The sequence below is a fragment of the Mesorhizobium subarcticum genome (assembly GCF_055456085.1).
This window is the reverse complement of record NZ_CM144237.1, coordinates 5,644,329-5,666,565: the sequence shown is the minus strand read 5'-3', so window position 1 is coordinate 5,666,565 and position 22,237 is coordinate 5,644,329. Positions and strand designations below refer to the sequence as shown.

Annotated in this window: 27 protein-coding genes; 20 read left to right on the top strand and 7 right to left on the bottom strand. The window is 62.0% G+C overall.

What is annotated here, in order from left to right; translation table 11 throughout:
• Positions 1–204: 204 nt before the first annotated feature.
• Complete coding sequence (locus ACZYHG_RS27840) at positions 205–801, top strand: glutathione S-transferase (RefSeq protein WP_464611300.1); 597 nt, start codon at positions 205–207, stop codon at positions 799–801.
• A 63-nt stretch (positions 802–864) separates the two neighbouring features.
• Here the strand turns inward: ACZYHG_RS27840 and ACZYHG_RS27835 are convergent, their stop codons facing one another.
• Positions 865–1,527 carry an outer membrane protein gene (locus ACZYHG_RS27835; RefSeq protein WP_464611299.1) on the bottom strand — a complete coding sequence of 221 codons (663 nt, stop codon included), beginning with the start codon at positions 1,525–1,527 and terminating at the stop codon, positions 865–867.
• A gap of 413 nt (positions 1,528–1,940) precedes the next feature.
• Here ACZYHG_RS27835 and ACZYHG_RS27830 point away from each other — a divergent pair, with 413 nt between their 5' ends.
• The 6 genes from ACZYHG_RS27830 (at position 1,941) to ACZYHG_RS27805 (ending at position 7,098) form a co-directional block, all read left to right on the top strand.
• On the top strand, positions 1,941–2,705 hold the full coding sequence (locus ACZYHG_RS27830; RefSeq protein WP_464611298.1) for an SDR family oxidoreductase: 765 nt from the start codon (positions 1,941–1,943) through the stop codon (positions 2,703–2,705).
• Positions 2,702–4,783 carry an excinuclease ABC subunit UvrC gene (gene uvrC / locus ACZYHG_RS27825; RefSeq protein WP_464611297.1) on the top strand — a complete coding sequence of 694 codons (2,082 nt, stop codon included), beginning with the start codon at positions 2,702–2,704 and terminating at the stop codon, positions 4,781–4,783. Before ACZYHG_RS27830 ends, uvrC begins: the two co-directional genes overlap by 4 nt.
• A 97-nt stretch (positions 4,784–4,880) precedes the next feature.
• Entirely contained in the window at positions 4,881–5,477 is a 597-nt protein-coding gene (pgsA, locus tag ACZYHG_RS27820; RefSeq protein ID WP_027034531.1) for a CDP-diacylglycerol--glycerol-3-phosphate 3-phosphatidyltransferase, read from the top strand.
• A 1-nt stretch (position 5,478) separates the two neighbouring features.
• Positions 5,479–5,736 carry a molybdopterin converting factor subunit 1 gene (gene moaD / locus ACZYHG_RS27815; protein WP_464611296.1) on the top strand — a complete coding sequence of 86 codons (258 nt, stop codon included), beginning with the start codon at positions 5,479–5,481 and terminating at the stop codon, positions 5,734–5,736.
• Between the two features lie 5 nt (positions 5,737–5,741).
• Complete coding sequence (locus tag ACZYHG_RS27810; RefSeq protein ID WP_464611295.1) at positions 5,742–6,221, top strand: molybdenum cofactor biosynthesis protein MoaE; 480 nt, start codon at positions 5,742–5,744, stop codon at positions 6,219–6,221.
• Between the two features lie 112 nt (positions 6,222–6,333).
• Complete coding sequence (locus ACZYHG_RS27805) at positions 6,334–7,098, top strand: YbaY family lipoprotein (RefSeq protein ID WP_464611294.1); 765 nt, start codon at positions 6,334–6,336, stop codon at positions 7,096–7,098.
• 5 nt (positions 7,099–7,103) lie between these two features.
• Here ACZYHG_RS27805 and ACZYHG_RS27800 read toward each other — a convergent pair whose 3' ends face one another.
• The gene (locus tag ACZYHG_RS27800) at positions 7,104–7,907 is read right to left on the bottom strand and encodes a helix-turn-helix domain-containing protein (protein ID WP_464611293.1); all 804 of its coding nucleotides are present in this window, start codon (positions 7,905–7,907) and stop codon (positions 7,104–7,106) included.
• 177 nt (positions 7,908–8,084) lie between these two features.
• On the opposite strand from ACZYHG_RS27800, the gene ACZYHG_RS27795 reads away from it, so the two are divergent.
• From ACZYHG_RS27795 to ACZYHG_RS27785, 3 genes are read left to right on the top strand one after another with little or no spacing between them, the layout of a single operon-like run.
• Complete coding sequence (locus ACZYHG_RS27795; RefSeq protein ID WP_464611292.1) at positions 8,085–8,459, top strand: hypothetical protein; 375 nt, start codon at positions 8,085–8,087, stop codon at positions 8,457–8,459.
• A 24-nt stretch (positions 8,460–8,483) separates the two neighbouring features.
• On the top strand, positions 8,484–9,290 hold the full coding sequence (locus tag ACZYHG_RS27790) for an alpha/beta fold hydrolase (protein WP_464611291.1): 807 nt from the start codon (positions 8,484–8,486) through the stop codon (positions 9,288–9,290).
• 56 nt (positions 9,291–9,346) lie between these two features.
• Entirely contained in the window at positions 9,347–9,475 is a 129-nt protein-coding gene (locus ACZYHG_RS27785; RefSeq protein ID WP_464611290.1) for a hypothetical protein, read from the top strand.
• Between the two features lie 15 nt (positions 9,476–9,490).
• Here ACZYHG_RS27785 and ACZYHG_RS27780 read toward each other — a convergent pair whose 3' ends face one another.
• The gene (locus ACZYHG_RS27780) at positions 9,491–9,967 is read right to left on the bottom strand and encodes a cupin domain-containing protein (protein WP_464611289.1); all 477 of its coding nucleotides are present in this window, start codon (positions 9,965–9,967) and stop codon (positions 9,491–9,493) included.
• A 63-nt stretch (positions 9,968–10,030) separates the two neighbouring features.
• On the opposite strand from ACZYHG_RS27780, the gene ACZYHG_RS27775 reads away from it, so the two are divergent.
• Positions 10,031–10,486: a MarR family winged helix-turn-helix transcriptional regulator gene (locus ACZYHG_RS27775; RefSeq protein ID WP_464611288.1), complete on the top strand. Its 456-nt coding sequence runs from the start codon at positions 10,031–10,033 to the stop codon at positions 10,484–10,486.
• 78 nt (positions 10,487–10,564) lie between these two features.
• Here ACZYHG_RS27775 and ndk read toward each other — a convergent pair whose 3' ends face one another.
• Positions 10,565–10,987, bottom strand: a complete 423-nt coding sequence (gene ndk, locus ACZYHG_RS27770) for a nucleoside-diphosphate kinase (protein WP_464611287.1) — start codon at positions 10,985–10,987, stop codon at positions 10,565–10,567.
• 228 nt (positions 10,988–11,215) lie between these two features.
• On the opposite strand from ndk, the gene ACZYHG_RS27765 reads away from it, so the two are divergent.
• Complete coding sequence (locus tag ACZYHG_RS27765) at positions 11,216–11,485, top strand: DUF2934 domain-containing protein (protein WP_464611286.1); 270 nt, start codon at positions 11,216–11,218, stop codon at positions 11,483–11,485.
• A 10-nt stretch (positions 11,486–11,495) separates the two neighbouring features.
• On the opposite strand, the gene ACZYHG_RS27760 is transcribed toward ACZYHG_RS27765, so the two are convergent.
• Positions 11,496–12,188, bottom strand: a complete 693-nt coding sequence (locus tag ACZYHG_RS27760; protein ID WP_464611285.1) for a glutathione S-transferase family protein — start codon at positions 12,186–12,188, stop codon at positions 11,496–11,498.
• Between the two features lie 68 nt (positions 12,189–12,256).
• On the opposite strand from ACZYHG_RS27760, the gene ACZYHG_RS27755 reads away from it, so the two are divergent.
• Positions 12,257–12,769 carry a DinB family protein gene (locus tag ACZYHG_RS27755; RefSeq protein WP_464611284.1) on the top strand — a complete coding sequence of 171 codons (513 nt, stop codon included), beginning with the start codon at positions 12,257–12,259 and terminating at the stop codon, positions 12,767–12,769.
• 230 nt (positions 12,770–12,999) lie between these two features.
• Positions 13,000–13,533, top strand: coding sequence for a hypothetical protein (locus ACZYHG_RS27750; protein WP_464611283.1), 534 nt, complete (start codon positions 13,000–13,002; stop codon positions 13,531–13,533).
• A 119-nt stretch (positions 13,534–13,652) separates the two neighbouring features.
• Here ACZYHG_RS27750 and ACZYHG_RS27745 read toward each other — a convergent pair whose 3' ends face one another.
• Together ACZYHG_RS27745 and ACZYHG_RS27740 are read right to left on the bottom strand one after the other, a co-directional pair.
• On the bottom strand, positions 13,653–14,243 hold the full coding sequence (locus ACZYHG_RS27745) for a GNAT family N-acetyltransferase (protein WP_464611282.1): 591 nt from the start codon (positions 14,241–14,243) through the stop codon (positions 13,653–13,655).
• An 83-nt stretch (positions 14,244–14,326) separates the two neighbouring features.
• Complete coding sequence (locus ACZYHG_RS27740) at positions 14,327–15,283, bottom strand: LysR substrate-binding domain-containing protein (RefSeq protein ID WP_464611281.1); 957 nt, start codon at positions 15,281–15,283, stop codon at positions 14,327–14,329.
• A gap of 110 nt (positions 15,284–15,393) precedes the next feature.
• On the opposite strand from ACZYHG_RS27740, the gene ACZYHG_RS27735 reads away from it, so the two are divergent.
• From ACZYHG_RS27735 to ACZYHG_RS27710, 6 genes are all read left to right on the top strand, one after another.
• Entirely contained in the window at positions 15,394–16,230 is an 837-nt protein-coding gene (locus ACZYHG_RS27735; RefSeq protein WP_027034544.1) for a hypothetical protein, read from the top strand.
• A gap of 45 nt (positions 16,231–16,275) precedes the next feature.
• Positions 16,276–17,202, top strand: coding sequence for a DMT family transporter (locus ACZYHG_RS27730; protein ID WP_464611280.1), 927 nt, complete (start codon positions 16,276–16,278; stop codon positions 17,200–17,202).
• Positions 17,195–17,398: a hypothetical protein gene (locus ACZYHG_RS27725; protein ID WP_027034546.1), complete on the top strand. Its 204-nt coding sequence runs from the start codon at positions 17,195–17,197 to the stop codon at positions 17,396–17,398. Before ACZYHG_RS27730 ends, ACZYHG_RS27725 begins: the two co-directional genes overlap by 8 nt.
• Before the next feature lie 161 nt (positions 17,399–17,559).
• Positions 17,560–18,012: a Ros/MucR family transcriptional regulator gene (locus ACZYHG_RS27720; protein ID WP_082221849.1), complete on the top strand. Its 453-nt coding sequence runs from the start codon at positions 17,560–17,562 to the stop codon at positions 18,010–18,012.
• A gap of 144 nt (positions 18,013–18,156) precedes the next feature.
• On the top strand, positions 18,157–20,034 hold the full coding sequence (locus ACZYHG_RS27715; RefSeq protein WP_464611279.1) for an ABC-F family ATP-binding cassette domain-containing protein: 1,878 nt from the start codon (positions 18,157–18,159) through the stop codon (positions 20,032–20,034).
• 82 nt (positions 20,035–20,116) lie between these two features.
• On the top strand, positions 20,117–22,225 hold the full coding sequence (locus tag ACZYHG_RS27710; RefSeq protein ID WP_464611278.1) for a molybdopterin-containing oxidoreductase family protein: 2,109 nt from the start codon (positions 20,117–20,119) through the stop codon (positions 22,223–22,225).
• Positions 22,226–22,237: the final 12 nt, after the last annotated feature.

Below are 22,237 nucleotides of genomic sequence, written 5' to 3'. Positions count from 1 at the left end.
CGTGTGAAGTGCGACGCAGGTCTGATTCCGCTCAGCCTGTTTTCGTCGCCTGTATGTGATTTCCAGCGTAACAGCCCGTAGGCTTGTCGTGATGCCTGGGCAGAAATCGCGACCGGTTTCTGGCAGCAGCTTTTTTGCGTTCTGGCGGTTGATCGCAGGAGCCTGTCCAGTCAACACTGAGCGTCTGCAAACAGGAAGCCGATCATGCCGAAGCTGCTCTACGCATCCACCTCTCCCTACAGTTCCAAGGTAAGGATGGCCGCAGCCTATGCCGGCATCGCCATCGATCTGGTTGCGGTCAAGACCGAGGACAAACCGGCCGAACTGATCGGTGCCAATCCGCTCGGCAAGATTCCGGTGCTGGTGCTCGACGATGGCCGTTCGGTCTACGACAGCCGCGCCATCACCCAGCATCTCAACCGGATTTCGAAGAACGCGCTGTTTCCACGCAATCCCGACAAGCGGCTGGAAGCGGAAGTGCTGGAGGCGCTGGCCGACGGCATCTGTGATTGCGCACTGTCGATGGTCTATGAGCGCCGCACCCGCCCCGACGAGATGGTCTATCAGCCCTGGCTCGACCGCCAGTGGGCAAAGATCACGGCAGCACTCGACCTGCTCAACGCCAACCCGCCGAAACTGCCCAAGAAGATCACGACCGGCCAGATGGCGTTGCGTGCCTGTCTTGGTTACCTCTCGTTGCGCTTCGCCGGCAAATGGGAAAAGGGCCGTGGCCGTCTGACCCGCTGGGCGGCGCGTTTCGACGAGAAGTTTCCTGAGCTGAAGCCGGCGATTCCAGGCTGAACGGCAAGGCACAAAAAAAGCCGGGCACGAGGCCCGGCTTTTTCGTGTCGTGGCTTGAACGACTTAGAACTTCATACCGACGCCGAAGGTGACGCGGTTGTCCGTGGCCTTGACCTTGCCGATACCGTCGAAGCTCTTCGAGCCGAAGTCGGTGTAGCGGTACTCGACACGGCCGAACACATTGTCGGTCAGCTTGATGTCGGTGCCGAGACCAGCAGTCCAGCCGAGCATCGTGGCGCGGTCTGAACCGAAGGTGGTGTCTTCCACCTTCAAGCTTCTGCCGGCGAGGCCGCCGGTGCCATAGAGCAGGATTTCCGGGGTCACGGCGTAGCCGAGACGGGCACGCAGCGAGCCTTCGAAGCCGGCTTTGGAATTGACGCCGTTATCGTCACCCTTGACGCCGTTGTAGCCGAGTTCGGCTTCACCGCCGTACACGAAGTTCTCCTGCTGCCACTGATAGCCGCCGAAGACGCTGCCGACGAAGCCCTTGGTGCCAACGTCAACGTTGTCGACACCGAGATCCTTCTCCTTGGTGTGGCCGCTGAAGCCGTAGCCGACGTTCAGACCTGCATAGGGGCCGGCCCAGGACGCGACGGGCAGTTCCGCAATCGGCGCTGGTGCCGGCGGCTCTTCCTGAACGACGTCCGCGGCATAAGCGGTTCCACCCAGGGCGAAGAGGCCGAGGGCCACGGCCAGCGGCCGTGCGAATTTAAGATTGGCTTGCATTGTTCTTTACTCCTTAAGCCACAGGACACAGGCTTGTTTCTCACGATCGCCATCAACCCGTCCGGGGGGTGAAACGGATCTGGCGTTCGTCGGTTCCAAATGTCGTGTCAAAATGCGGCTGAAGCGAACCTGAACTTGGGTCATTCCCCGGCGCGAATGAGGCGGAACCTTGACGTTGCATCTTCGCAACAGCGAAATGTCAGCAGCCACTTCGTGCTGCACTGCACACCGCTTGGTGCAAGGAGTCCAGCGCCCTATATTGCGGTCCAGCGGTTCCGAGTCCAGGACGAGTCGCGATGCCGAACCGGGCGTTTCGCCACAATGCTGCCCCAGGTGCGAATGCCGTTTAACGCATGCGAGGCCATATTTCGTCGGCGTCGTGTTTTCGGGCCGAAATTGAGGATTGACAGCAGATGAGTAAAGCCACTGCCGCGGCGCTGGTGACGGGCGGGGCGAAACGGATCGGCAAGGCAATTGTCGAAGACCTCGCCGGCCATGGTTTCGCAGTCGCCATCCACGCCAACGGCTCGCGCGATGAGGCGGATACACTGGCCGCGGGGATCAACCAGTCTGGCGGCCGCGCAGCGGTGGTGATCGCCGACCTGACCGACATGGACGCCGTCAGCGATCTCGTGGGCCAGGCGGAAGCCGTGCTGGGGCCGATCTCGCTGCTGGTCAACAACGCTTCGCTTTTCGTCGACGATTCGGTCGAGGATTTCGACTGGCAGGCCTGGGACCGCCACTTTGCCATTCACGTGAAAACCCCGGCGCTGTTGGCGCAGAATTTCGCCCGCTCCTTGCCGGCGGGGCAGGAGGGGCTGATCGTCAACATCATCGACCAGCGCGTCTGGCGGCCGACGCCGCGCTATTTCTCCTACGCGCTGTCCAAATCCGCGTTGTGGACGCAAACGCAGATGTTGGCGCAGGCGCTCGGCCCGCGCATCCGCGTCAACGCAATCGGTCCGGGTCCGACGCTGAAGAATGTGCGCCAGGATGATTCCGATTTTGACGCACAGCTCGCTGGCCTGATCCTGAAGCGCGGCCCGGAATTGCCGGAATTCGGCGCCACCATCCGCTATCTCTGGGAGGCGCGCTCGGTCACCGGCCAGATGATCGCGCTGGATGGCGGCCAGCATCTTGCATGGCAGACGCCCGATGTGACAGGCATGGCGGAATGAGTCCTCTAGACCAAAAGAACAAGCCGCGCGGCGGCGCCGATGACCTTCCTCCCGAAATCGACCTCGAGGATGAGGCGATCGAGGAGATTATCGAACCGATCGGCCCGGATGTCGCGTTCACGGCCATCGACTGGACGCCGCATGCCGGTGACGCCGACGGCATGGTCGGTGCCGAGGTGATCCAGACGCTGGTCAAGCGGCTGCCCAATGCGCCCGGCGTCTACCGCATGATGAACGCCGCCGGCGACGTGCTCTATGTCGGCAAGGCGCGCAGCCTGAAGAAGCGTGTCACCAACTACGCGCAAGGCCGGTTCCACACCAACCGCATCGGCCGCATGGTGCGCGAGACGTCGACGATGGAGTTCGTCGTTACCCGCACCGAGATCGAGGCCCTGCTGCTCGAAGCCAATCTTATCAAGCGCTTGCGGCCGCGATTCAATGTGCTGATGCGCGACGACAAGTCGTTTCCGTACATCCTTCTGACTGGCGACCATGTCTCGCCCGGCATCTACAAGCATCGCGGCGCGCGCTCGCGCAAGGGCGACTATTTCGGCCCCTTTGCCTCGGCCGGCGCCGTCGGCCGCACCATCAATTCGCTGCAGCGCGCCTTCCTGCTGCGCAGTTGCACCAACTCCTTCTACGAAAACCGGACCCGGCCCTGCCTGCTCTACCAGATCAAGCGCTGCGCCGGCCCGTGTACTGGCGAAATCTCGCATGACGGCTATGCCGAGCTGGTCTCCGAGGCGAAGGATTTTTTGTCCGGCCGCAGCCAGAAGGTGAAGACCGAAATCTCGGCCGCCATGCAGCAGGCCTCGCAAGACCTCGATTTCGAACGCGCCGCCATCTATCGCGATCGGCTTGCGGCCCTGTCCCATGTGCAGAGCCATCAGGGCATCAACCCGGCGACCGTCGACGAGGCCGATGTCTTCGCCATCCATCAGGAAGGCGGCCAGGTCTGCATCCAGGTGTTCTTCTTCCGCACCGGCCAAAACTGGGGCAACCGCGCCTACTTCCCCAAGGCTGACCCGGCGCTGGAGGCGGCTGAAGTGTTGGGCTCCTTCCTGGCGCAGTTCTATGACGACAAGCCGACGCCGCGTAACATTCTCCTGTCGCACACCGTTGAGGATCAGGAATTGCTGGCCGAGGCGCTTTCGACCCGTGCCGGCCGCAAGGTGGCGATCTCGGTACCGCAGCGCGGCGAGAAGAAAGACCTGACCGACAACGCCCTGCAGAATGCCCGTGAGGCGCTTGGCCGACGGCTGGCCGAAACGTCGACGCAAGGCAGGTTGCTGGCCGGTTTCGCCGAGACTTTCGGCCTCGCCAAGCCGCCGGTGCGCATCGAAGTCTACGATAACTCGCACATTATGGGCACCAATGCCGTCGGTGCCATGGTCGTCGCGGGACCGGAAGGTTTCGTGAAAAACCAGTACCGGAAATTCAACATCCGCTCGACCGAGATCACGCCGGGCGACGATTTCGGCATGATGCGCGAGGTGATGGAGCGGCGCTTTTCGCGATTGCTCAAGGACCATGGCGACGTTGTCGTGGCCGACGATGCGGCAGGCGAGGCGATGGCAGCCGAAGCGGGCGATGATATCGAAGACGACATCTCCGGGAACTTCCCGGCCTGGCCCGATGTCATCCTGATCGACGGCGGCCAGGGCCAGATGACGGCGGTGCGCAAGATCCTCTCGGATCTTGGCATTGAGGATCGCGTCGTCGCCATCGGCATTGCCAAGGGCCAGGACCGTGATGCCGGCCGCGAGCGTTTTTTCGTCAGGGGCAAGGATTCGTTTTCCCTGCCTGTGCGCGACCCCGTGCTCTATTTCGTCCAGCGACTGCGCGACGAGGTCCACCGCTTTGCCATCGGCTCGCATAGGGCTCGCCGCAAGAAGGAGATGGTCAAGAGCCCGCTCGACGAGATCGCCGGCATCGGCCCCGGCCGCAAGCGGGCGCTGCTGCTGGCATTCGGCACCGCCAAGGCGGTTAGCCGTGCGGCAATCGAGGATCTGCGGAAGGTGGACGGAATTTCCGAACAGGTGGCGAAACTGGTCTACAACCACTTCCACGAAGGCTGAAAAATCCGGCACTTTCATCTGGCCAGTCGAATCTGGCCTGTTGACCCCCTACATTGGCTTCTGATTTGAGTACGCAGGCAGAAAGAGTCTCCCAGACATGGCCAAGCGCGCGTTCAACCTGCCCAACATGCTGACCTACGCCCGCATTGTCGCGGTGCCGCTGGTGGTGCTGTGCTTTTTTCTCGAAGGCCATCTGAAATCGAGCGACTTCGCCCGCTGGTCGGCGCTGATCATCTTCCTGCTCGCCTCGGTCACCGATTACCTGGACGGCTATCTGGCACGCGCCTGGCAGCAGACCTCCAACATCGGCAAGATGCTCGATCCGATTGCCGACAAGCTGTTGGTGGCCACCTGTCTGCTGCTGTTGGCCGCCGACACCGATCGCCATGCCGGCATCGCCGGATGGTCGCTGTGGGCGGCGATCATCATCCTGTGCCGCGAAATCCTGGTTTCGGGCCTGCGCGAATATCTGGCCGCACTTAAGGTTTCGGTGCCGGTGACGCAGTTGGCCAAATGGAAGACCGCCATTCAGATGGTCGCCATCGCCTTCCTGCTGGCGGGACCGGCCGGCGATAAGATCTTTCCGCTGACCACGCAGACCGGCCTGGTGTTGCTGTGGATCGCGGCACTCGTCACGCTTTACACCGGCTACGACTATTTTCGCGCCGGCCTCAAGCACATCATGGATGAGTGAGATGACAACTCGTCTCATCTATTTTGCCTGGGTGCGCGAACGGATCGGCACATCGGAAGAAGAGGTCGAATTGCCCGCCGGCATCGAGACTGTCGCCGACCTCTTGCGCTGGCTGCAATCGCGCGGCGAAGGCTACGAGCACGCGCTGCAATATCCCGACGTGATCCGCGTTGCCATCAATCAGGAACATGTCGACCACCGCGAGAAGATAGCGGGCGCACGCGAGATCGCGCTGTTCCCGCCGATGACCGGAGGCTGACACCGATGTCGGCCGTCCCGGTGCCGAGCGTGCGCATCCAGCGCCCGGATTTCGACGTCGCCGCCGAGATCGCCGCGCTGACACAAGGCCGTGCCGACATCGGCGCCGTGGTTTCTTTCTCAGGCCTTTGCCGCGACGAGCAGGGCGCGCTCTCGGCACTTGAGCTCGAACACTATCCCGGCATGGCGGAGGCCGAAATCGGCCGCATCGCCACCGAGGCGGTTCAGCGTTGGCCGCTGCAAGGTCTTACCGTCATCCATCGCCATGGCAAGATCGCGCCGGGGCAGAACATTGTGCTGGTGGTGGCTGCCTCGGCGCATCGCCAGGCCGCGTTCGAAGCGGCTGATTTCCTCATGGATTATCTCAAATCGCGGGCACCCTTCTGGAAGAAGGAGCATCGCACCGATGGCTCCGAAGGCGGCTGGGTCGAGGCCAAGGAAGCCGACGCCCTCGCTGCTGGACGCTGGAAGTCGCCGTCCGAATAAATCCCGTCGCAGCCATGCATTGACCGCAATCCTTTGGCCAATTGCGCGAGGTTGATCAGCCTGGGTTTTTGGCAAGCTCGGGCCTTGGCAGTCCGGGGCAAGGGAGGTGGTCATGCTGGACAGGCTTGCGGAGTACTTCGTTTTCGGCTTCGTGCCTCTGGTCATCGGCATCCTAGCAGTGCCGGAACTGTCCGCAGCCGCTGAAACGGCGGTGAGGGGCGAAGTGATCTATCGCGAACGCATCGCCTTGCCGCCCAGTGCCGTGCTTTCCGTCCAGCTTGCCGATGTCTCGCTGGCCGACGCGCCGGCCAAGATCATCGGCGAGCAGACGATCAAGCCCGCCGGCCAGGTGCCGATCAGTTTCGAGATCAAATTCGACCCATCGGTGATCCGGTCGAAGATGACCTATGCACTGCAGGCCCGCATCACCGTCGACGGCAGGCTGATGTTCATTTCCGATGTGCGCCATCAGGTCGATCCGCTCACGGATGCGCCGCAGACCATCATGCTCAAGATGGTCCCTGCAAGCACCGAGCCGACCGCTTCCGTCTTTGGCCAGCTCTGGGTGGTCGACTATGTCGACGGCATTGGCGCCATCACCGCGCCACAGGCGACGTTCAGGGTCAGTGAGGCCGGCAAGGCTGGCGGCAGTGGCCCCTGCAACACCTATTTCGCCACCGCCAAGGTTGACGGCCAGGCGATCGCCATCAGCGAGATCGGCTCGACCTACAAGGCCTGTGCACCGGAGGTCATGGCCGAGGAAAAGGCGTTGTTCGATGCGTTGGCCAAGGCATCGTGCTACAAGGTCGATGCCGGCAAGCTCGCCATATCAGACAGAGACGGCCGCGAAATCCTGCGTTTCAGCGCCGCGAGCTGATTGCATCACGCCGCAGCCGTTTCCTTGACCATGGTCTTCACGATCTCGATGGTCTCGTCGTCGGCCGGAAACAGCATTTCGAGCGCAAGTTCCGCCAGCGTCACGTCGTTGGGCGTGCCGAAAACGGTCGTGGTGTTGAGGAAGGACACGTTGCCGAGCCGCGTTGCGATGCGCAGCGGCGTTGCCAGCCGCTGCGCCGCTTCCAGTCCTTCCGCCGTGTCGGATCCGGCCGGCAGGGGATAGGCCATCACTTCGGCCAGCAGGCCCTGGATGACCGGATCGGCGCGCGCCTCGATCTGCTGGCGCAGGACATGCACCGTATGCGCGCGCCACGCGGCGAAGTTCAGGATGCGCGGACCCATGCCGGCCGGATGCAGGATGAGGCGCACGGCGTTGACCGGGCTGCGCATGAGATCGGCCGAGCATCCCTCATAGAGCTGCGGCAGCGCCGAGTTCGACAGCACCACGTTCCAATGACGGTCGACGGCGAAGGCCGGATAGGGCTTGTGCGCCTGCAGGACGCTGTCGATCGCCTTCCTGGCAGCCTCCAGTTCCGCCAGCGAGCGCTCCTGGAAGCCGGGTGCAAAGCCGGCTGCAAGCAGCAGCGTGTTCTGATCGCGCAGCGGCACGGCAAGGCATTCGGCCAGCCGCACGATCATCTCCCGGCTTGGCCGCGAGCGTCCGGTTTCGAGATAGGAAAGATGCCGGGTTGAACTGTCCGCCGCCAAAGCGAGATCGGTCTGCGTCATCCGGCGCTGCTCGCGCCAGCGCCGAAGCAGCACGCCGAAAGGGGTCTGGTGCAGTGTCATCGTCGGAACCTATCGCGCGAGAGTGTCGCGGTTCAATGACCTGCAAGGTCAAATTCATCGTGATCCCGCAGCCGCTTTTTGACCTCTGAGGTCATGGATTTTGCTCGTCGACCCGGCGAATTCTCCATCCCGAGACACGGCGCATTGCCGCTCTCGCAACCGGATGGAGTGAAGATCATGACCAGGTCAATAAATGCCCAGGCATTGGCCGACCGCTATGTCGCCGTGTGGAACGAGACAGACGCCGAGCGTCGCCGCACGGGCATTGCCGACCTTTGGGTGCCTGACGGTGAGCATTATGTCGGCGAACGCACCGTGCTCGGCTACGAGGCGCTCGAGGCGCGGGTGCGCGGATCGCACGAGAAGAATGTCCGCGACGACCGCAACCGCTTCCGTGCCGCCTCGAATGCCCGCCTGCTGCACGACGTCGTTACTTTCACCTGGGAGATGCTGCCGGCCGATAGCGAAACCGTGCTGGCGACCGGTCTCGAAGTCCTGACCGTCAACGCCGAGGGCCGCATCCTGGTCGACTACCAGTTCGTCCCGGCCTGAACGTCGAAAACCAGGAGACGAAAAATGCCTTTCATCACCACGACCGACGGGACGCAGCTCTATTGGCGCGAATGGGGGCAGGGGCAGCCGATGCTGTTCCTCAGCAGCCTCGGCTTCGGCAACCAGATGTGGGACTACCAGATGGCGGCCTTCGCCGAGCAAGGGTTCCGCTGCATCGCATTCGACCGGCGCGGTCATGGTCGCTCCGATCACCCGGCGCGGGGTTGCGATCACGATACTTTAGCCGACGATGTTGCCACGCTGATCGAGCAACTGGATCTTGGCGGCATCACCCTGGTCGGTCATTCGATGGCGGGCGGCGAGGCGGTGCGCTATCTCACCCGGCACGGCAATGATTGCGTCAAGCGGCTCATCCTGCTGGCGCCGATGACGCCGATGCTGCTCAAGACGCACGACAATCCAGGTGGCGCGCCGCGGGAAGGTTTCGAGGCCTTGTGGGCGTCGTGGAAGCACGACTATCCGAAATGGGTGGCCGACAACATCGCACCGTTCTTCATTCCGGAGACGTCGCCCGCCATGCTGCGCTGGGGCTACACCCTGGTGCAGGTTTCCGTTCCCGTGGCGCTCGCCTGCAGCCGCGACATGGTCGAGCAGGATTTTCGCGCCGAATTGCGCGAAATCACGCTGCCGACCTTGCTCATCCATGGCGACCGCGACCGCTCGGCGCCGATCGAATTGACCGGCATACCGTCGGCGAGACTGATCCCGGATTGCCGCTTCCTCGTCTATGAGGGCGCACCGCACGGCATCATGTACACGCATATGGAACGGCTGCATGCCGATATGCTGCAGTTCGTGCGCGAGACTTGATAGGCCGCCAGTGAAAAGGCCGGCGTTTCACCGGCCTTTTCATATGGAAAACTGCGATGTCGGCTCAGCCGATGGCGTTGTTCAACTCACTGGCGAATGCAGCGTCCTGGCGCATCGAATCCGACAAGCTGGTGATGACGGACAAGGACGCGCGCGACAGCCTGCATTTCAACGCCGCATGCTGAACAGTTCGGAATAAATCAGGGCTGCGGTAGTGGTGGTGCCGGCGTCAGACCGAACCGGCGCATCAGGTCCATGATCCTGGCGCGGTCGGGCGGACCGCCGGCGCTGAAGATGGCGAAGGCCTCGCGGAAATATTCCGGGCCGATCGCCGCCGGCGTGACAACGCACAGCACTTTGGCGATCTCGGCGGTGTTGTTGTCGAAGCGATGGATCGCGCCGCGCGGAATACACAGCGCCTGTCCGGGGCCGACATCGTGCTGATGTCCGTCGACGGTCAGCGTCAGCACGCCTTCAATCCCGTACATCGTCTCCTCATAATGGTCGTGGCTGTGCGCTGGGGCAAGTAGGCGTTGCGAGCCGGGGACCGCCAGTTCGAAGGCGGCGATGCTGCCGTTAGACTGATCGCCGGTGATCAGGAAGCGCACGGCAAGGCCGCCATCGCTGATTGTTTCGTCGGCTGGATTGACACGGACCTGGCTGGCTTTATCTAGCATTCCACCCTCCTATGTGGTAAATCAAATTTACCGAATAGGTAAAGTCAATTTACCGAGGTGTCAATGCCATCTTCCACCCAGGGTCCAGCGAACAAGCCGCCGCTGATTGGCGCGCTGCTGCGCGTGCCGGCGATGGCTATCCACCGCAAGCTGATCCGTGAACTCAGGGCATCGGGTTTCGAGGATCTCAGCCCGCCGCATATGGCGGTGATCCAGTATCCAGGCCCGGACGGGATGCGGCCGAGCGCGCTTGCCGAGCGTGCTGCTATGAGCAAGCAGGCTATGAACCAGCTACTGAAGACACTGGAGGGAATGGGTTATATCACGCGCTCAACAGCCCCGGACGAAAGCGGAGGGACGATAGTCAACTTCACAGACCGCGGGCGCGCTGCTTACCAGAAGATGGCCGACATCCTGCTGGACGTTGAACAGGAATGGGCTCAGGAGCTCGGGGAGAAGCGCTTCACGCAGTTGAAAACGCTGCTCGGCGACCTCTGGGATACGCCACTAGTTCGGTGAGAGCGGCTTGAAGCCGAGACCAAATGAAAAAGGCCGGCGAAACGCCGGCCTTTTCGCATGGGAAATTGCAGCGCCGGCTCAGCCGACGATCTCGGTGTCCGAGAACCAGTACTTGATTTCCTGCGCGGCGGTTTCCGGCGCGTCGGAGCCGTGCACCGAATTCTCTCCGATCGACAGCGCGTGCACCTTGCGGATGGTGCCTTCGGCGGCGTTGGCCGGGTTGGTGGCGCCCATCACTTCGCGGTTCCTGGCAATGGCGTTCTCGCCTTCCAGCACCTGGACGATCGTCGGCGCCGACGACATGAACTCAACCAGTTCGCCGAAGAACGGCCGCTCTCTGTGGACGGCGTAAAAACCTTCCGCCTCGCGACGGCTCATCCACACACGGCGCGAAGCGATGACGCGCAGGCCGGCATCTTCGAGCATCTTGGTGATGGCGCCGGTGAGGTTGCGCCGGGTCGCGTCCGGCTTGATCATGGAGAAGGTGCGTTCGAGCGCCATGGGTCGTCCTTGTCTGAGAATGGAGATTGGAGTGGCGGGCTCTATACAAGTCGCCCGGCCCATTGCCAAGGCCCGATGGGCAGGGAGCGCGAGCGAAGCGCCGGGGGACTGCACGTTTCTGTGTCAGGCCGGCGCCGAGGAGACGACATCGGATGGCTGTAAAGCGATGCTTTGCTTGCTATAGTGGGGTTTCGGCGCCGCGCTGAAGTCGGCCCGAATGGAGACAATATGACCATGACAGACGATCGCCAGGAGCGCATTCGCAACCGCGCACATAAGATCTGGCAGCAAGAAGGGCAACCGGCCGGTCAACACGAGCGCCATTGGCACCAGGCGGCAGCCGACGTCGACCTTGAGGATGCCACGGGCAAGTCGGCCAAAAAGCCATCCAAGAAGGCACCTGGCGCCGGCAAGGCAAAAGACGAGCCCAAGACCGAGGCTAAGGCGGCCAAGGCTGCCAAAAAGCCTGGCAAGCCGAAAAAGGCAGCAGCCAAATAGCTCTACGGCGTCACGCCGCCGCGGCAACCTTTCGTCCCAGCCCGCCATGCAGGTCGAGGCAGCGGGCGAACCACTGCGCCACCACGTCGCTATCGTCGAGCAGCTTGTAAGGCGAGGCGATGCGTGCCCATTGCAGTGCACCGAAGACGATATAGTCGGCAAACAGCGGTGCCGAACCGCCGATGAAGGGCTGGTAGCCGAGCATCGAACGCAGCGGCTCAAGCGAAGTCCGGAAAGCTGCAAGGCCGGCGTCGCGCGCCGCGACGACGTCTTCCAGCTGCTTGCGGAAGCGCTGCTCCCGACTCTGGCGGAAATACACGGCGTTCTCCTCGTCCTGCATGCCATGGAGGTCGACGAGCGCTGCAGTGGTGACGTAGGGGTGGATCGTCAATTGCGACCAGCGCTCGATGAAGCGCGCCATCGCCTTGCCGCCGTAGCCGCCAAACAGCGTCGGCCGATCCGGGTAGGCCTCGTCGAGATAGAGCGCGATGGCGAAGGAATCGATCACGACCTTGTCGCCGTCGCGGATCACCGGGACGGTTTTCGAAGCACCGCCTTCGATGGTGGGGACGTCGAGAAAACGCGTCGGTGCGGTTGAGATATCGAGCCCCTTGTGCGCCAGCGCCATGGTTGCCTTCCAGCAATGCGGACTGAACGGCCGGCTCTCGTCACGCCCGACGAGATCATAAAGCAGAATGGTCATTGGCGCGGGTCCCTTTGCGGTCTAGGTATCGCTCCCGACACCCCGAAAACGGGCGCGGCGGAGAAGAGATGAAACAGCACTTCATGATGTTTGCGGCGTACAATCAATGGGCCAATGGCCGCATCTATGATGCCGCCGCCGATCTTGATGATGAAGAGTTCAATCGCGACGTCGGCGCCTTCTTCCGCTCGCTGATGGGCACGCTCAACCATCTGCTCGCCGCCGATCGCATCTGGATGAAGCGCTTCACCGGCGAAGGCGACGCGCCGACGGCGCTGGACGTCATATTGTACCGGGCCTTGCCCAGCCTGAGGATGGCGCGCGAGGCGGAGGACCGGCGGATCATCGACTGGCTCGCTGGCTCGAGCGACAAGGCGCTGTCGGGCCGCTTCACCTATATGACCGTGTCGGACATGCGCACCGTCTCGCAGCGGCTGGCGCCCGCGCTGGCGCATGTCTTCAACCATCAGACCCATCACCGTGGCCAGGCGCATATGATCCTGACGGTTCTGGGTCGCCCTTCCGTGCCGCTTGATCTGGCGCATTTCCAGCGCACCGAGGAAGGGCGCGCATATGCCTGATTTCGGTCTGTGAATTCGCCACGGGTTTTGTAAAAGTCGTGATCTTGAGAAAAATTAGATAAAAATTCTTCCATCGTAAGTAAAAAATACAATATCCGAAATTTTCAAATATAAAGAATAAAGAAACTAAAACACCTACAAGAACGTGCATGTGTTGCATGCAGAGTATCGGTCGCATATCGGCCTTTTTGCTGCAATGCAGTAAATAGAGTGACCGCATGGAGAGTGTCATGGCTAAAATCTGCAGGGGTATCGCCGGCGCGCTGGCGAGTGGTGCCGTTATGATCGTTCTGTCCTTGCCGGCGAATGCCGGAGGGGTTGGTGTTGGGGTTGGTGCCTCGATTGGTGGCAGCGGCGGCGTCAATGCCGGAGCCGGCGCCAATGTCGGTGGCTCGAACGGCGTCAGCGCCGGGCTCGGCGCTTCGGTTGGCGGCAGCAATGGCATCAATGCCGGGGCTGGCGCCAATGTCGGTGGGCCAGGCGGCGTCACCGCCGGGCTTGGCACCAATGTTGGCGGCACGGGGGGCATCGGTCTCGGCGTCGGTGTGGGCATCGGCGGCGGAACCAATCCGAGCAACCCGTCCAATCCAAGCAATCCGTCGAACCCCAGCAATCCGAGCAATCCTAGCCTGCCGGGCGTCGTGGCCCAGATGTCCAGCAGCCAGGTGACGCGCATGAAGAAGCGCTGCGTCGATGTACTCAGCAGTGAAGGCACCTATGACCGCGACTTGCGTCAGCTCTGCCCGCTGATCGCACGCCGCTGACGGGCGGTAGGGTTCAAATCAAGAATGAAGGATGCGGTCCGCTCCGGCAGGCCGCATTGTTAAATGGCACCAGCAATGGCCGGCTCAGCTTCGCTGGTTGGGAGAGCGGCACGGGCCGGCTATCGCCGCATCTTTTGCTGCAGCATCGCTCTTATATCTGGCCATTCGGAATCGATGATGCTGAATCGGACGGAATTGCGCTTTCGGCCGTCCGGCATGATCCGCTCATTGCGAACGATCCCTTCCTGTTTTGCCCCTATCCGCAGAATGGCCGCTCTCGACGCTTCGTTCAGTTCGTCGGTGGTGAATTGCACCCGCACACACGCCATGACCTCGAAAGCATGGGCCAGGAGAAGGTACTTTGTCTCGGTATTGACCCCTGATCGCTGGGATGAACTGCTGAGCCATGTATGCCCGATCTCCAACTTTCGGTTCGTGCGATCGATCTTCCAGAACCGCGTACTGCCGCAGATCAGCCCGGTGCTACGCAGGACGATTGCATAAGGCATCACGGTCCCGGCCTGTCGTCCGGCCAAGGCGTTGGCAATATAGCCATCGATGGTAGCTGGCCCTGGGACCACGGTGGCCTTCAGGTTCCACAGCTCGCCGTCCGCCGCTGCACTCAGAAGCCCTTCCGAATGCTCCGGCTGAAGCGGCTCGAGCTCAACGATCTCGCCGACCAAGGCGGGTTGCCCGGATTGGACGTCCATCAACCGATCGTCCTCAATCTTTCTGGCTGGTGGTCATCAGGAGACAATCAAGGCACAGTCCGAATTTCATAACAATCCGAACTTCAGACGGCCAAAGCCAAGTCGCTGATTTCGCTATCCAATTGGCGTTGCATCTGAACCGCTTCCGCCATGACCCATTGTTTGAACAGCAGCACCTTGCGTGCGGCAAGGCTCTTTTGTGGAGAGACAAAATACCAACCGGCGCTATTCGGATGGTGGACGGCGAAGGGAGCGACCAGCCTCTCGGCGCGGATGTCACTGGCCATATAGGCACGGTTGGCGACGGCAAAGCCCATCCCGGCATTGGCCGCCTCGTAGGACATCATGCACGAGTCGAAATAGATGCTCTTGGTCTCGCTGAGCACGAAGCTGGCGCCGGCAAAGCCGAGCCAGGATTGCCAGTTCTGGGTGCAGGTGTCGGAATGCAGCAGCGTGAAGTGCCTGAGGTCGTCCGGTGTCACCTTCGACATCGGCTTGTCGCCGAGAACCTCATGGAACAGCTTGGGGCTGCACACCGGTGTAAGGTCTTCCCGAAACAGCAGGTCGGACGGCAGTCCATTGAAATGGCCGTCGCCATAGCGAATTTCGAGATCAAAGTCGGAGGTCGTGAACTCATGCGTCGCGTAGGAGGTCGAGACCCGCATCACGATATCGGGATGTTGCCGCTGGAACGACGGCAGGCGCGGGAACAGCCAGCGCGCGGCAAACGTCGGCAGCACGGATATCTTCAGCACATGCTCCTGCGATTGCCCGGTCGCTTCCATGCTGGCGGCGACGATCCGCTCCAGCGCCTCGCGAACGCGCGAGACATAGGTCTCGCCCTCCGGCGTCAACGACACCGCATTGCCGCCGCGCTGGAAAATCTTGAAGCGTAGCTGATCCTCCAGGCTTTTGACGCGCTGGCTGACCGCCGAGGCGGTGATAAACTGCTCTTCGCCGGCACGCGTGAAATTGCCGTGCCTCGCAGCACTCTCCACGATTTTCAGCGAATTGAGGTTGACCTGACTGAGCAGACGCACGGTTTCGACCTTAAGCTGGGCTTACTCTAGCACCAGCATTCCTAATTTTACAGGGGGGGCCAATTTAATCGACTGTTTACCAAGTGTTGCCCCCCACTTGGAGAAGTAGAATGAACGCCCATACAATTCCCGAACTCCGCTATGCGATGAGCAGAGAAGCCATCATCGGCCACGACACCGCCTGGAAAGTGTCGAGCTTCGGCGTCGCGCAGTATCTGCACGGCTATGACCCGGCCCTGCTTGCCGCGATCGAGGAGGCCGCCTTGAAACTCAAGGCCAGCCATGCCGTGCACAAGCACCTCGATCTGACCTTTATCACCGGAGCTGACCGTTTCATCCCCGAAATCAAGGAGTTGCTGCACGACAAGCTGCGCCTGGAGCGGCTGTCCGACATGATGGGCACCAAGCTTGAGCCCTATCCGCTGTCGATCGTCGGTTCGACCGTCACCTTCATGAATCCGAGGGACGGCGCGGTCGAATGGCATTGCGACGGCGTTCCGGTCACCGAACTCATTCCGCTGTCGATCAGCGATCCGCTGGTCGGCGGTCACCTCGAAATTTATTGCGACGACTCCGAGACCGGCCGCGCCATACTCGAATCCGGCCGCGAGATCCCGCGCAACCGCATCATGCGCATCGATCACAAGATGAAGTACGCGACGCTCGGGCAATTCCTTGGCGTCCTGCATCGCACGGCGCCGATCCAGTATGGCGAGCGCGTTACCCTGGTGCTCAACCAGCGTTCGGTGGCCAAGCCCTATGTCGACGACAACCGCATGTTCTATCTTGCCGCCGACAACGACCAGGATCGCGAATGGGTCAACGAACTGGCCGAAGATGTCTGGACCAACCAGCTGCCGGCCTATCGCCGGTTCGAGGCGGAGCATCCCACGCCCGCCGCCGCTGCCGAAGCACAGTTTCCCAGCGGAGCCAGGGAATCATGGTAGCCAACCATGATCCCAAAAGGTGGGGACCTGTTTTCGGACGCGATCATGGTCAAGTCCGGAGATAGAGCCCCACGCCGATACTTTCGGCACGGATCAGGCTCGGTATCCGCGCTGGTCTTTGCCGCGGGCGCGGTGGCTTTGTGGTCGACCAATGCCTTGGTCGGCAAATCCCTGCTGGCAAACCATCCGGTGTCGCAGGTGCAGTTCCTGCAATTTGTGGGAGCTGCACTGGTCTTCGGCTTGATCCGGTTCATGAGCCGGGATGGAGCACCGCCGGTCGCGGCCAGAGCCGCGCTCGCACCGCTCGCTGTCGGCTTCATCGGTCTGGTCGGCACCATGGTGCTGCAATACATTGCTTTCGCCTCGATGCCGGTGATCGAAGCCAATCTCGTGGCGTACACTTGGCCCTTGATGGTTGCAGCTGCGGTGATAGCCTTCGAAAAACCCCGCCGTCCGGCTTTGCTGGGCGTTGCCGCGATTATTGGGTTCGTCGGCGTCGTGCTGGTGATTTCGGGAGGGCGTGACCGCACCTGGCTCCAGGGCGATCTCGTCGGCTATTTCGCCGCGTTCGGGTCCGCGCTGTGCATGGCTTTCTATTCGGTGATGGTGGGCCGGCTCGCCACTTCGCCGGAGCGCCTGTTGCTGCCGTCGTCGCTGGTCGGCGTCGCCTTGACGCTCGTGTGGTCCGCTGGCGAAGGCGTTTCCTGGCCCGCCGGCACGGATCTCGCCCTCGGGCTGTATCTCGGCGCTGGCCCAATGGGGTTGGGTTATTACTTCTGGTCGCGCGCCTTGAAGCTTGAAGGCAGTGGCAAGGTCGCCGTCATCGCCTATCTCACGCCGATTGCTTCGACGCTGCTGCTGACCCTGTCCGGCGAACGGCTGACGACGACCGCGATTACTGGAGCCGTCCTGGTCATCGGCAGTTGTATTGCGGTCGGCCTGCAACGTTCGGAGGCGCAAGACTATGTTTGACGACAATGAACGTCTCGCCAGGCAGGAAGCGCATTGGCTGCTCAAGGAATTCGGTGCCGACGCATCGCTTTACGCCGCGATGAAGGCCGAAAAAGCCATTGAACAGAAGGATTTCGGGCGTTGCGCCCGCTGGAAACGTATTCTTGAGATATTGGCCGAGGGCCAGACAGCCAAGTCTGCCGTCTCCAAGTATTAGATTTTCTAATTTGCGCGACGTCGATTTCCCAGAAAGATAGTTGACGTCAAGTCTTGATTCGTTTTGGGACTTGGCGGTCCGTTGAGGGGCGCGGTTAAAGAGATACATCGACAAAAGTCTTCGCTGGGGTGGATGACTTTGTCGCAAATAGGGTGAAATAATTGTCAAATATCGATGATAAGACCGTTATCGAGCTAACGGCCGATATTGTCTCGGCCTATGTCGGCAACAATCCGCTTCCGGCTTCCGGCCTGCCTGACCTGATTGCCAGCGTCAGCGCCTCGGTTCGAAAGCTGGCAGGTGCGGCCGTCGTGGAAAGCCCGAGCCTGGTTCCGGCTGTCAATCCGAAAAAGTCGGTGTTTCCCGACTACATCGTCTGTCTGGAGGACGGAAAGAAGTTCAAGTCGCTCAAGCGACACCTCAGGACAGACTATGGTTTGAGCCCGGACGACTATCGGGCCAAATGGGGCTTGCCGCCGGACTATCCGATGGTCGCTCCGAATTACTCGGCGACCCGGTCGGCGCTGGCGAAGTCGACGGGACTTGGCCGCAAGCCGGCAGCGGCACCGGCCGTCGTGGCCAAGGCGACAAAGCGCGGCAAGGCGACTGCCTGAGGCCGCCGGTAGGCCAGCCACTGACCGGCTGCCCAACAACCGGCTGCTTGACGGCGCACTTGCTCGCGCCGTTTTCAGGCCTTGTGCGGCCAACTGGCCCGCAAGGTCTTGCGAAGCGTTGATGTCCGGTGCAAAAGCGCGGCCATGCTTGTAATCAACGACCTTTCGCTCCGTATGGCCGGACGCCTGCTTCTCGACCACGCCTCGCTGACCTTGCCGGCCGGCACCAAGGCTGGCCTTGTCGGCCGCAACGGCACCGGCAAGACGACGCTGTTCAAGGCCATCACCGGCGATTTTCCCTCCGAGACAGGCTCGATCAGCCTGCCGAAGAACACCCGCATCGGCCAGGTGGCGCAGGAAGCGCCAGGCACCGAAGAGCCGCTGATCGAGATCGTGCTCAAGGCCGACCTCGAACGCACCGCTTTGCTCGAAGAGGAGAAGACGGCGACGGATCCGCACCGCATCGCCGACATCCATATGCGGCTGGCCGACATCGATGCGCATTCGGCCGAGTCCCGCGCGGCCACCATCCTGGCCGGCCTTGGCTTCGACGATGCTGCGCAGCGCCGTCCGGCGTCATCCTTCTCCGGCGGCTGGCGCATGCGCGTGGCCCTCGCTGCGGTGCTGTTTTCCGAGCCTGACCTTCTGCTGCTCGACGAGCCGACCAATTATCTCGATCTCGAAGGTACGTTGTGGCTGGAAAACTATGTGTCGAAGTATCCGCATACAGTGCTTTTGATTTCGCACGATCGCGACTTGCTCAACCGCGCTGTCAATTCGATCGTCCATCTCGACCAGAAGAAGCTGACCTTCTGGCGCGGCGGCTACGACCAGTTCGAGCGCCAGTATAGCGAGCAGAAAGAGTTGCAGGAAAAGGGTCGCGTCAAGCAGGAGGCGGCCCGCAAGCATATGGAATCCTTCGTCGAACGCTTCCGCGCCAAGGCCTCGAAGGCGAGACAGGCGCAGTCGCGCATCAAGGCGCTGGAAAAGATGAAGCCGATCGCGGCCATCGTCAATGATTCGGTACGACCGTTCTCCTTCCCCGAGCCGGTGAAGACGGTTGCCTCGCCGATCGTGGCGCTGAACAACGTCAATGTCGGCTACACCGAAGGACAGCCGATCCTGAAGAAGATGACGCTGCGTATCGACGCCGACGATCGCATCGCGCTGCTGGGCGCTAACGGCAATGGCAAGTCGACCTTCGCCAAATTGCTGTCGGGGCGGCTCAAGCAGGAGAGCGGCACCATGACCGTGGCGCCCGGGCTGAAGGTGGCGATCTTCGCCCAGCATCAGCTTGACGATCTCAGGCCGGAGGAAAACGCCTACGAACATGTGCGCCGGCTGATGCCGGAGGCGCCGGAATCCAAGGTGCGCGGCCGCGTGGCTCAATTTGGTCTGACGACCGAGAAAATGAACACGCCCGCCAAGGACCTGTCCGGCGGCGAGAAGGCGCGGCTGTTGATGGGCCTGTCGGCCTTCGAGGGGCCGAACCTGTTCATCCTCGACGAACCGACCAACCATCTCGACATCGACAGCCGCGAATCGCTGATCCATGCGCTCAACGAGTTTCCCGGCGCCGTGATCCTGATCTCGCACGACCGCCATCTCCTGGAGGCGACGGCCGACCGGCTGTGGCTGGTCAAGGATGGCGCGGTCAGTCCGTATGATGGCGACCTGGAAGACTACAAAACGCTGGTCACCGGCGTGTCCGGCGACCGCCGCGGCAAGCGCGAGGCGGACAAGGCGTCGAAGGCCGACCGTCGCCGCGACGCGGCCGCGCGCCGCGCCGCTTTTGAGCCGCTGGCCAAGGAAATCCGCGCCACCGAAGCGCTGATGGACCGCATCCGCAAGCGCATCGACGGCATCGAGGACGAGCTGTCCAATCCGGCGGTCTATGAGAAGGATCCGTCGACCGCGACGCGGCTGGCCAAGGAACGCTCACAGCTTGCCCAGACGCTCGCCGGCCACGAGGAAAAATGGCTGACCATGTCGGCCGAATATGAGGAAGGCACGGCGGAGTAGAGCCATCTCCCCCACAAAGTGGGGAGATTGGCTAATCATCTGGCCCTACACGCGCCCTTTGAAACCCGCTAGGTATGCTCCTATGAACCAGCACGCCAAGCTCCGCATCGGCCATTCGGCCTGTCCCCATGATTGCCCCTCGACCTGTGCGCTCGAGGTCGAGCTGCTCGATGGCAACCGGATCGGCCGCGTCCATGGCGCCAAATCCAACAGCTATACGGCGGGTGTCGTCTGCGCCAAGGTCGCCCGCTACGCCGACCGCGTCCATCACCCCGACCGGCTGTTGAAGCCGCTTGTCCGCGCAGGTGCCAAGGGCGATGGCTTGTGGAAGGAATCAAGCTGGGAGGCGGCCCTCGACCTTGTCGCCGAAAAATTCATCGCGGCCGAGGAAAAATACGGCTCCGAGACGGTGTGGCCCTATTACTATGCCGGCACGATGGGTTTGGTGCAGCGCGATGGCATCGACCGCCTGCGTCATGCCAAGAAATATTCCGGCTTCTTTGGCTCGATCTGCACCAATCTGGCCTGGACCGGCTGGATGATGGGGGCCGGCGCCTTGCGCGGGCCTGACCCGCGCGAGATGGCGAAATCCGATTGCGTGGTGATCTGGGGCACCAATGCCGTGGTCACGCAGGTCAATGTCATGACCCACGCCATCAAGGCGCGCAAGGAACGCGGGGCGAAGATCGTCGTCATCGACGTCTACGAGAACGCCACGATGAAGCAGGCCGATCTCGGCCTGGTCCTGAAGCCCGGCACCGATGGCGCGCTGGCTTGCGCGGTCATGCATGTGCTGTTCAGGGAAGGCATGGCCGACCGCGCCTATCTCGAAAAATACACCGACGATCCGAAGGGGCTGGAAGAGCATCTGCGCACGCGCACGCCGGAATGGGCGGCTGGTATCACGGGTTTGGCGGTCGCCGAAATCGAGGCCTTCGCCCGCCTCGTCGGCACGACGAAGAAAACCTATTTCCGGCTCGGCTATGGTTTTGCCCGCCAGCGCAACGGTTCGGTCAACATGCATGCCGCTTCTTGCATCGCTGCGGTCACCGGCGCCTGGCAATATGAAGGCGGCGGTGCCTTCCATTCCAATTCCGGCATCTTCAAGCTCAACCAGGATGTGCTGGAAGGCTCGAAGATGCGCGATCCCTCGATCCGCTATCTCGACCAGTCGCGCACCGGTCCGGTGCTGACGGGTGCCGCTGACGCGCTTTACGGCGGACCGCCGGTCACGGCGATGCTGATCCAGAACACCAATCCGGCCAATGTCGCGCCCGAGCAGCGCCTGGTGAAGCAAGGTTTTCTGCGCGACGACCTGTTCACCTGCGTGCATGAGCAGTTCATGACCGACACGGCCAAGCTTGCCGATGTGGTGCTGCCGGCAACGATGTTCCTCGAGCATGACGACGTCTACAAGGGTGGCGGCAACCAGCACATCACGCTCGGCCCCAAGTTGATCGAGCCGCCGGAAGGCCCGCGCACCAATCACTTCGTCATCGAGCAATTGGCGGAACGCCTTGGCGTCGCCGGCCGCCCAGGCTTTGGTCTGACCGAACAGCAGCACATCGACATCATCCTGGGCAAGCGTGGGCTGGGCAGCTTCGCCAGTCTGAAGGAAGACAAGTGGGTCGACCTGCAGCCTGATTTCGAGGCCGCACACTTCATCAAGGGATTTGGCCATGCGGATGGAAAATTCCACTTCCGCGCCAACTGGAGTGGGCAGGCCGCACCCAACCGACCACCGAAGAGCATGGGCCTGTTCGGGCCGGTTGATCAGCTGCCGGAATTTCCCGATCATGTCGACCTGATCGAAGTGGCCGACGAGGCGCATCCGTTCCGGCTGACGACCTCGCCGGCGCGCAACTTCCTCAACTCGACCTTTGCCGAGACGCCCGTGTCGAAGGAAAAGGAAGGCAGGCCGGCGCTGCTCCTGCATCCCGACGATGCGGCGGACCTTGGCCTTGCCGATGGCGACCGGGTCGAGGTCGGCAACCGGCGCGGCGACCTCGTGCTGCACGCCAAGTTCTTCGAAGGCATCAAGCGCGGCGTGGTGATCGCCGAAGGCATCTGGCCAAACAGCGCGCATGAACGCGGCGAGGGCATTAACGTCCTGACCGGCGCTGACGCGCCGGCGCCTTATGGCGGCGCTGCCTTCCACGACAACAAGGTGTGGCTGCGCAAGGCAAGTTGAGCTGGGCCAAGC

Excerpts from the sequence above, each read along its gene's own strand:
- ACZYHG_RS27840 (WP_464611300.1), top strand. The coding sequence starts at position 205 with ATGCCGAAGCTGCTCTACGCATCCACCTCTCCCTACAGTTCCAAGGTA.
- ACZYHG_RS27835 (WP_464611299.1), bottom strand. The coding sequence starts at position 1,527 with ATGCAAGCCAATCTTAAATTCGCACGGCCGCTGGCCGTGGCCCTCGGC.
- ACZYHG_RS27830 (WP_464611298.1), top strand. The coding sequence starts at position 1,941 with ATGAGTAAAGCCACTGCCGCGGCGCTGGTGACGGGCGGGGCGAAACGG.
- uvrC (WP_464611297.1), top strand. The coding sequence starts at position 2,702 with ATGAGTCCTCTAGACCAAAAGAACAAGCCGCGCGGCGGCGCCGATGAC.
- pgsA (WP_027034531.1), top strand. The coding sequence starts at position 4,881 with ATGGCCAAGCGCGCGTTCAACCTGCCCAACATGCTGACCTACGCCCGC.
- moaD (WP_464611296.1), top strand. The coding sequence starts at position 5,479 with ATGACAACTCGTCTCATCTATTTTGCCTGGGTGCGCGAACGGATCGGC.
- ACZYHG_RS27810 (WP_464611295.1), top strand. The coding sequence starts at position 5,742 with ATGTCGGCCGTCCCGGTGCCGAGCGTGCGCATCCAGCGCCCGGATTTC.
- ACZYHG_RS27805 (WP_464611294.1), top strand. The coding sequence starts at position 6,334 with ATGCTGGACAGGCTTGCGGAGTACTTCGTTTTCGGCTTCGTGCCTCTG.
- ACZYHG_RS27800 (WP_464611293.1), bottom strand. The coding sequence starts at position 7,907 with ATGACACTGCACCAGACCCCTTTCGGCGTGCTGCTTCGGCGCTGGCGC.
- ACZYHG_RS27795 (WP_464611292.1), top strand. The coding sequence starts at position 8,085 with ATGACCAGGTCAATAAATGCCCAGGCATTGGCCGACCGCTATGTCGCC.
- ACZYHG_RS27790 (WP_464611291.1), top strand. The coding sequence starts at position 8,484 with ATGCCTTTCATCACCACGACCGACGGGACGCAGCTCTATTGGCGCGAA.
- ACZYHG_RS27785 (WP_464611290.1), top strand. The coding sequence starts at position 9,347 with ATGTCGGCTCAGCCGATGGCGTTGTTCAACTCACTGGCGAATGCAGCG.
- ACZYHG_RS27780 (WP_464611289.1), bottom strand. The coding sequence starts at position 9,967 with ATGCTAGATAAAGCCAGCCAGGTCCGTGTCAATCCAGCCGACGAAACA.
- ACZYHG_RS27775 (WP_464611288.1), top strand. The coding sequence starts at position 10,031 with ATGCCATCTTCCACCCAGGGTCCAGCGAACAAGCCGCCGCTGATTGGC.
- ndk (WP_464611287.1), bottom strand. The coding sequence starts at position 10,987 with ATGGCGCTCGAACGCACCTTCTCCATGATCAAGCCGGACGCGACCCGG.
- ACZYHG_RS27765 (WP_464611286.1), top strand. The coding sequence starts at position 11,216 with ATGACCATGACAGACGATCGCCAGGAGCGCATTCGCAACCGCGCACAT.
- ACZYHG_RS27760 (WP_464611285.1), bottom strand. The coding sequence starts at position 12,188 with ATGACCATTCTGCTTTATGATCTCGTCGGGCGTGACGAGAGCCGGCCG.
- ACZYHG_RS27755 (WP_464611284.1), top strand. The coding sequence starts at position 12,257 with ATGAAACAGCACTTCATGATGTTTGCGGCGTACAATCAATGGGCCAAT.
- ACZYHG_RS27750 (WP_464611283.1), top strand. The coding sequence starts at position 13,000 with ATGGCTAAAATCTGCAGGGGTATCGCCGGCGCGCTGGCGAGTGGTGCC.
- ACZYHG_RS27745 (WP_464611282.1), bottom strand. The coding sequence starts at position 14,243 with ATGGACGTCCAATCCGGGCAACCCGCCTTGGTCGGCGAGATCGTTGAG.
- ACZYHG_RS27735 (WP_027034544.1), top strand. The coding sequence starts at position 15,394 with ATGAACGCCCATACAATTCCCGAACTCCGCTATGCGATGAGCAGAGAA.
- ACZYHG_RS27730 (WP_464611280.1), top strand. The coding sequence starts at position 16,276 with ATGGTCAAGTCCGGAGATAGAGCCCCACGCCGATACTTTCGGCACGGA.
- ACZYHG_RS27725 (WP_027034546.1), top strand. The coding sequence starts at position 17,195 with ATGTTTGACGACAATGAACGTCTCGCCAGGCAGGAAGCGCATTGGCTG.
- ACZYHG_RS27715 (WP_464611279.1), top strand. The coding sequence starts at position 18,157 with ATGCTTGTAATCAACGACCTTTCGCTCCGTATGGCCGGACGCCTGCTT.
- ACZYHG_RS27710 (WP_464611278.1), top strand. The coding sequence starts at position 20,117 with ATGAACCAGCACGCCAAGCTCCGCATCGGCCATTCGGCCTGTCCCCAT.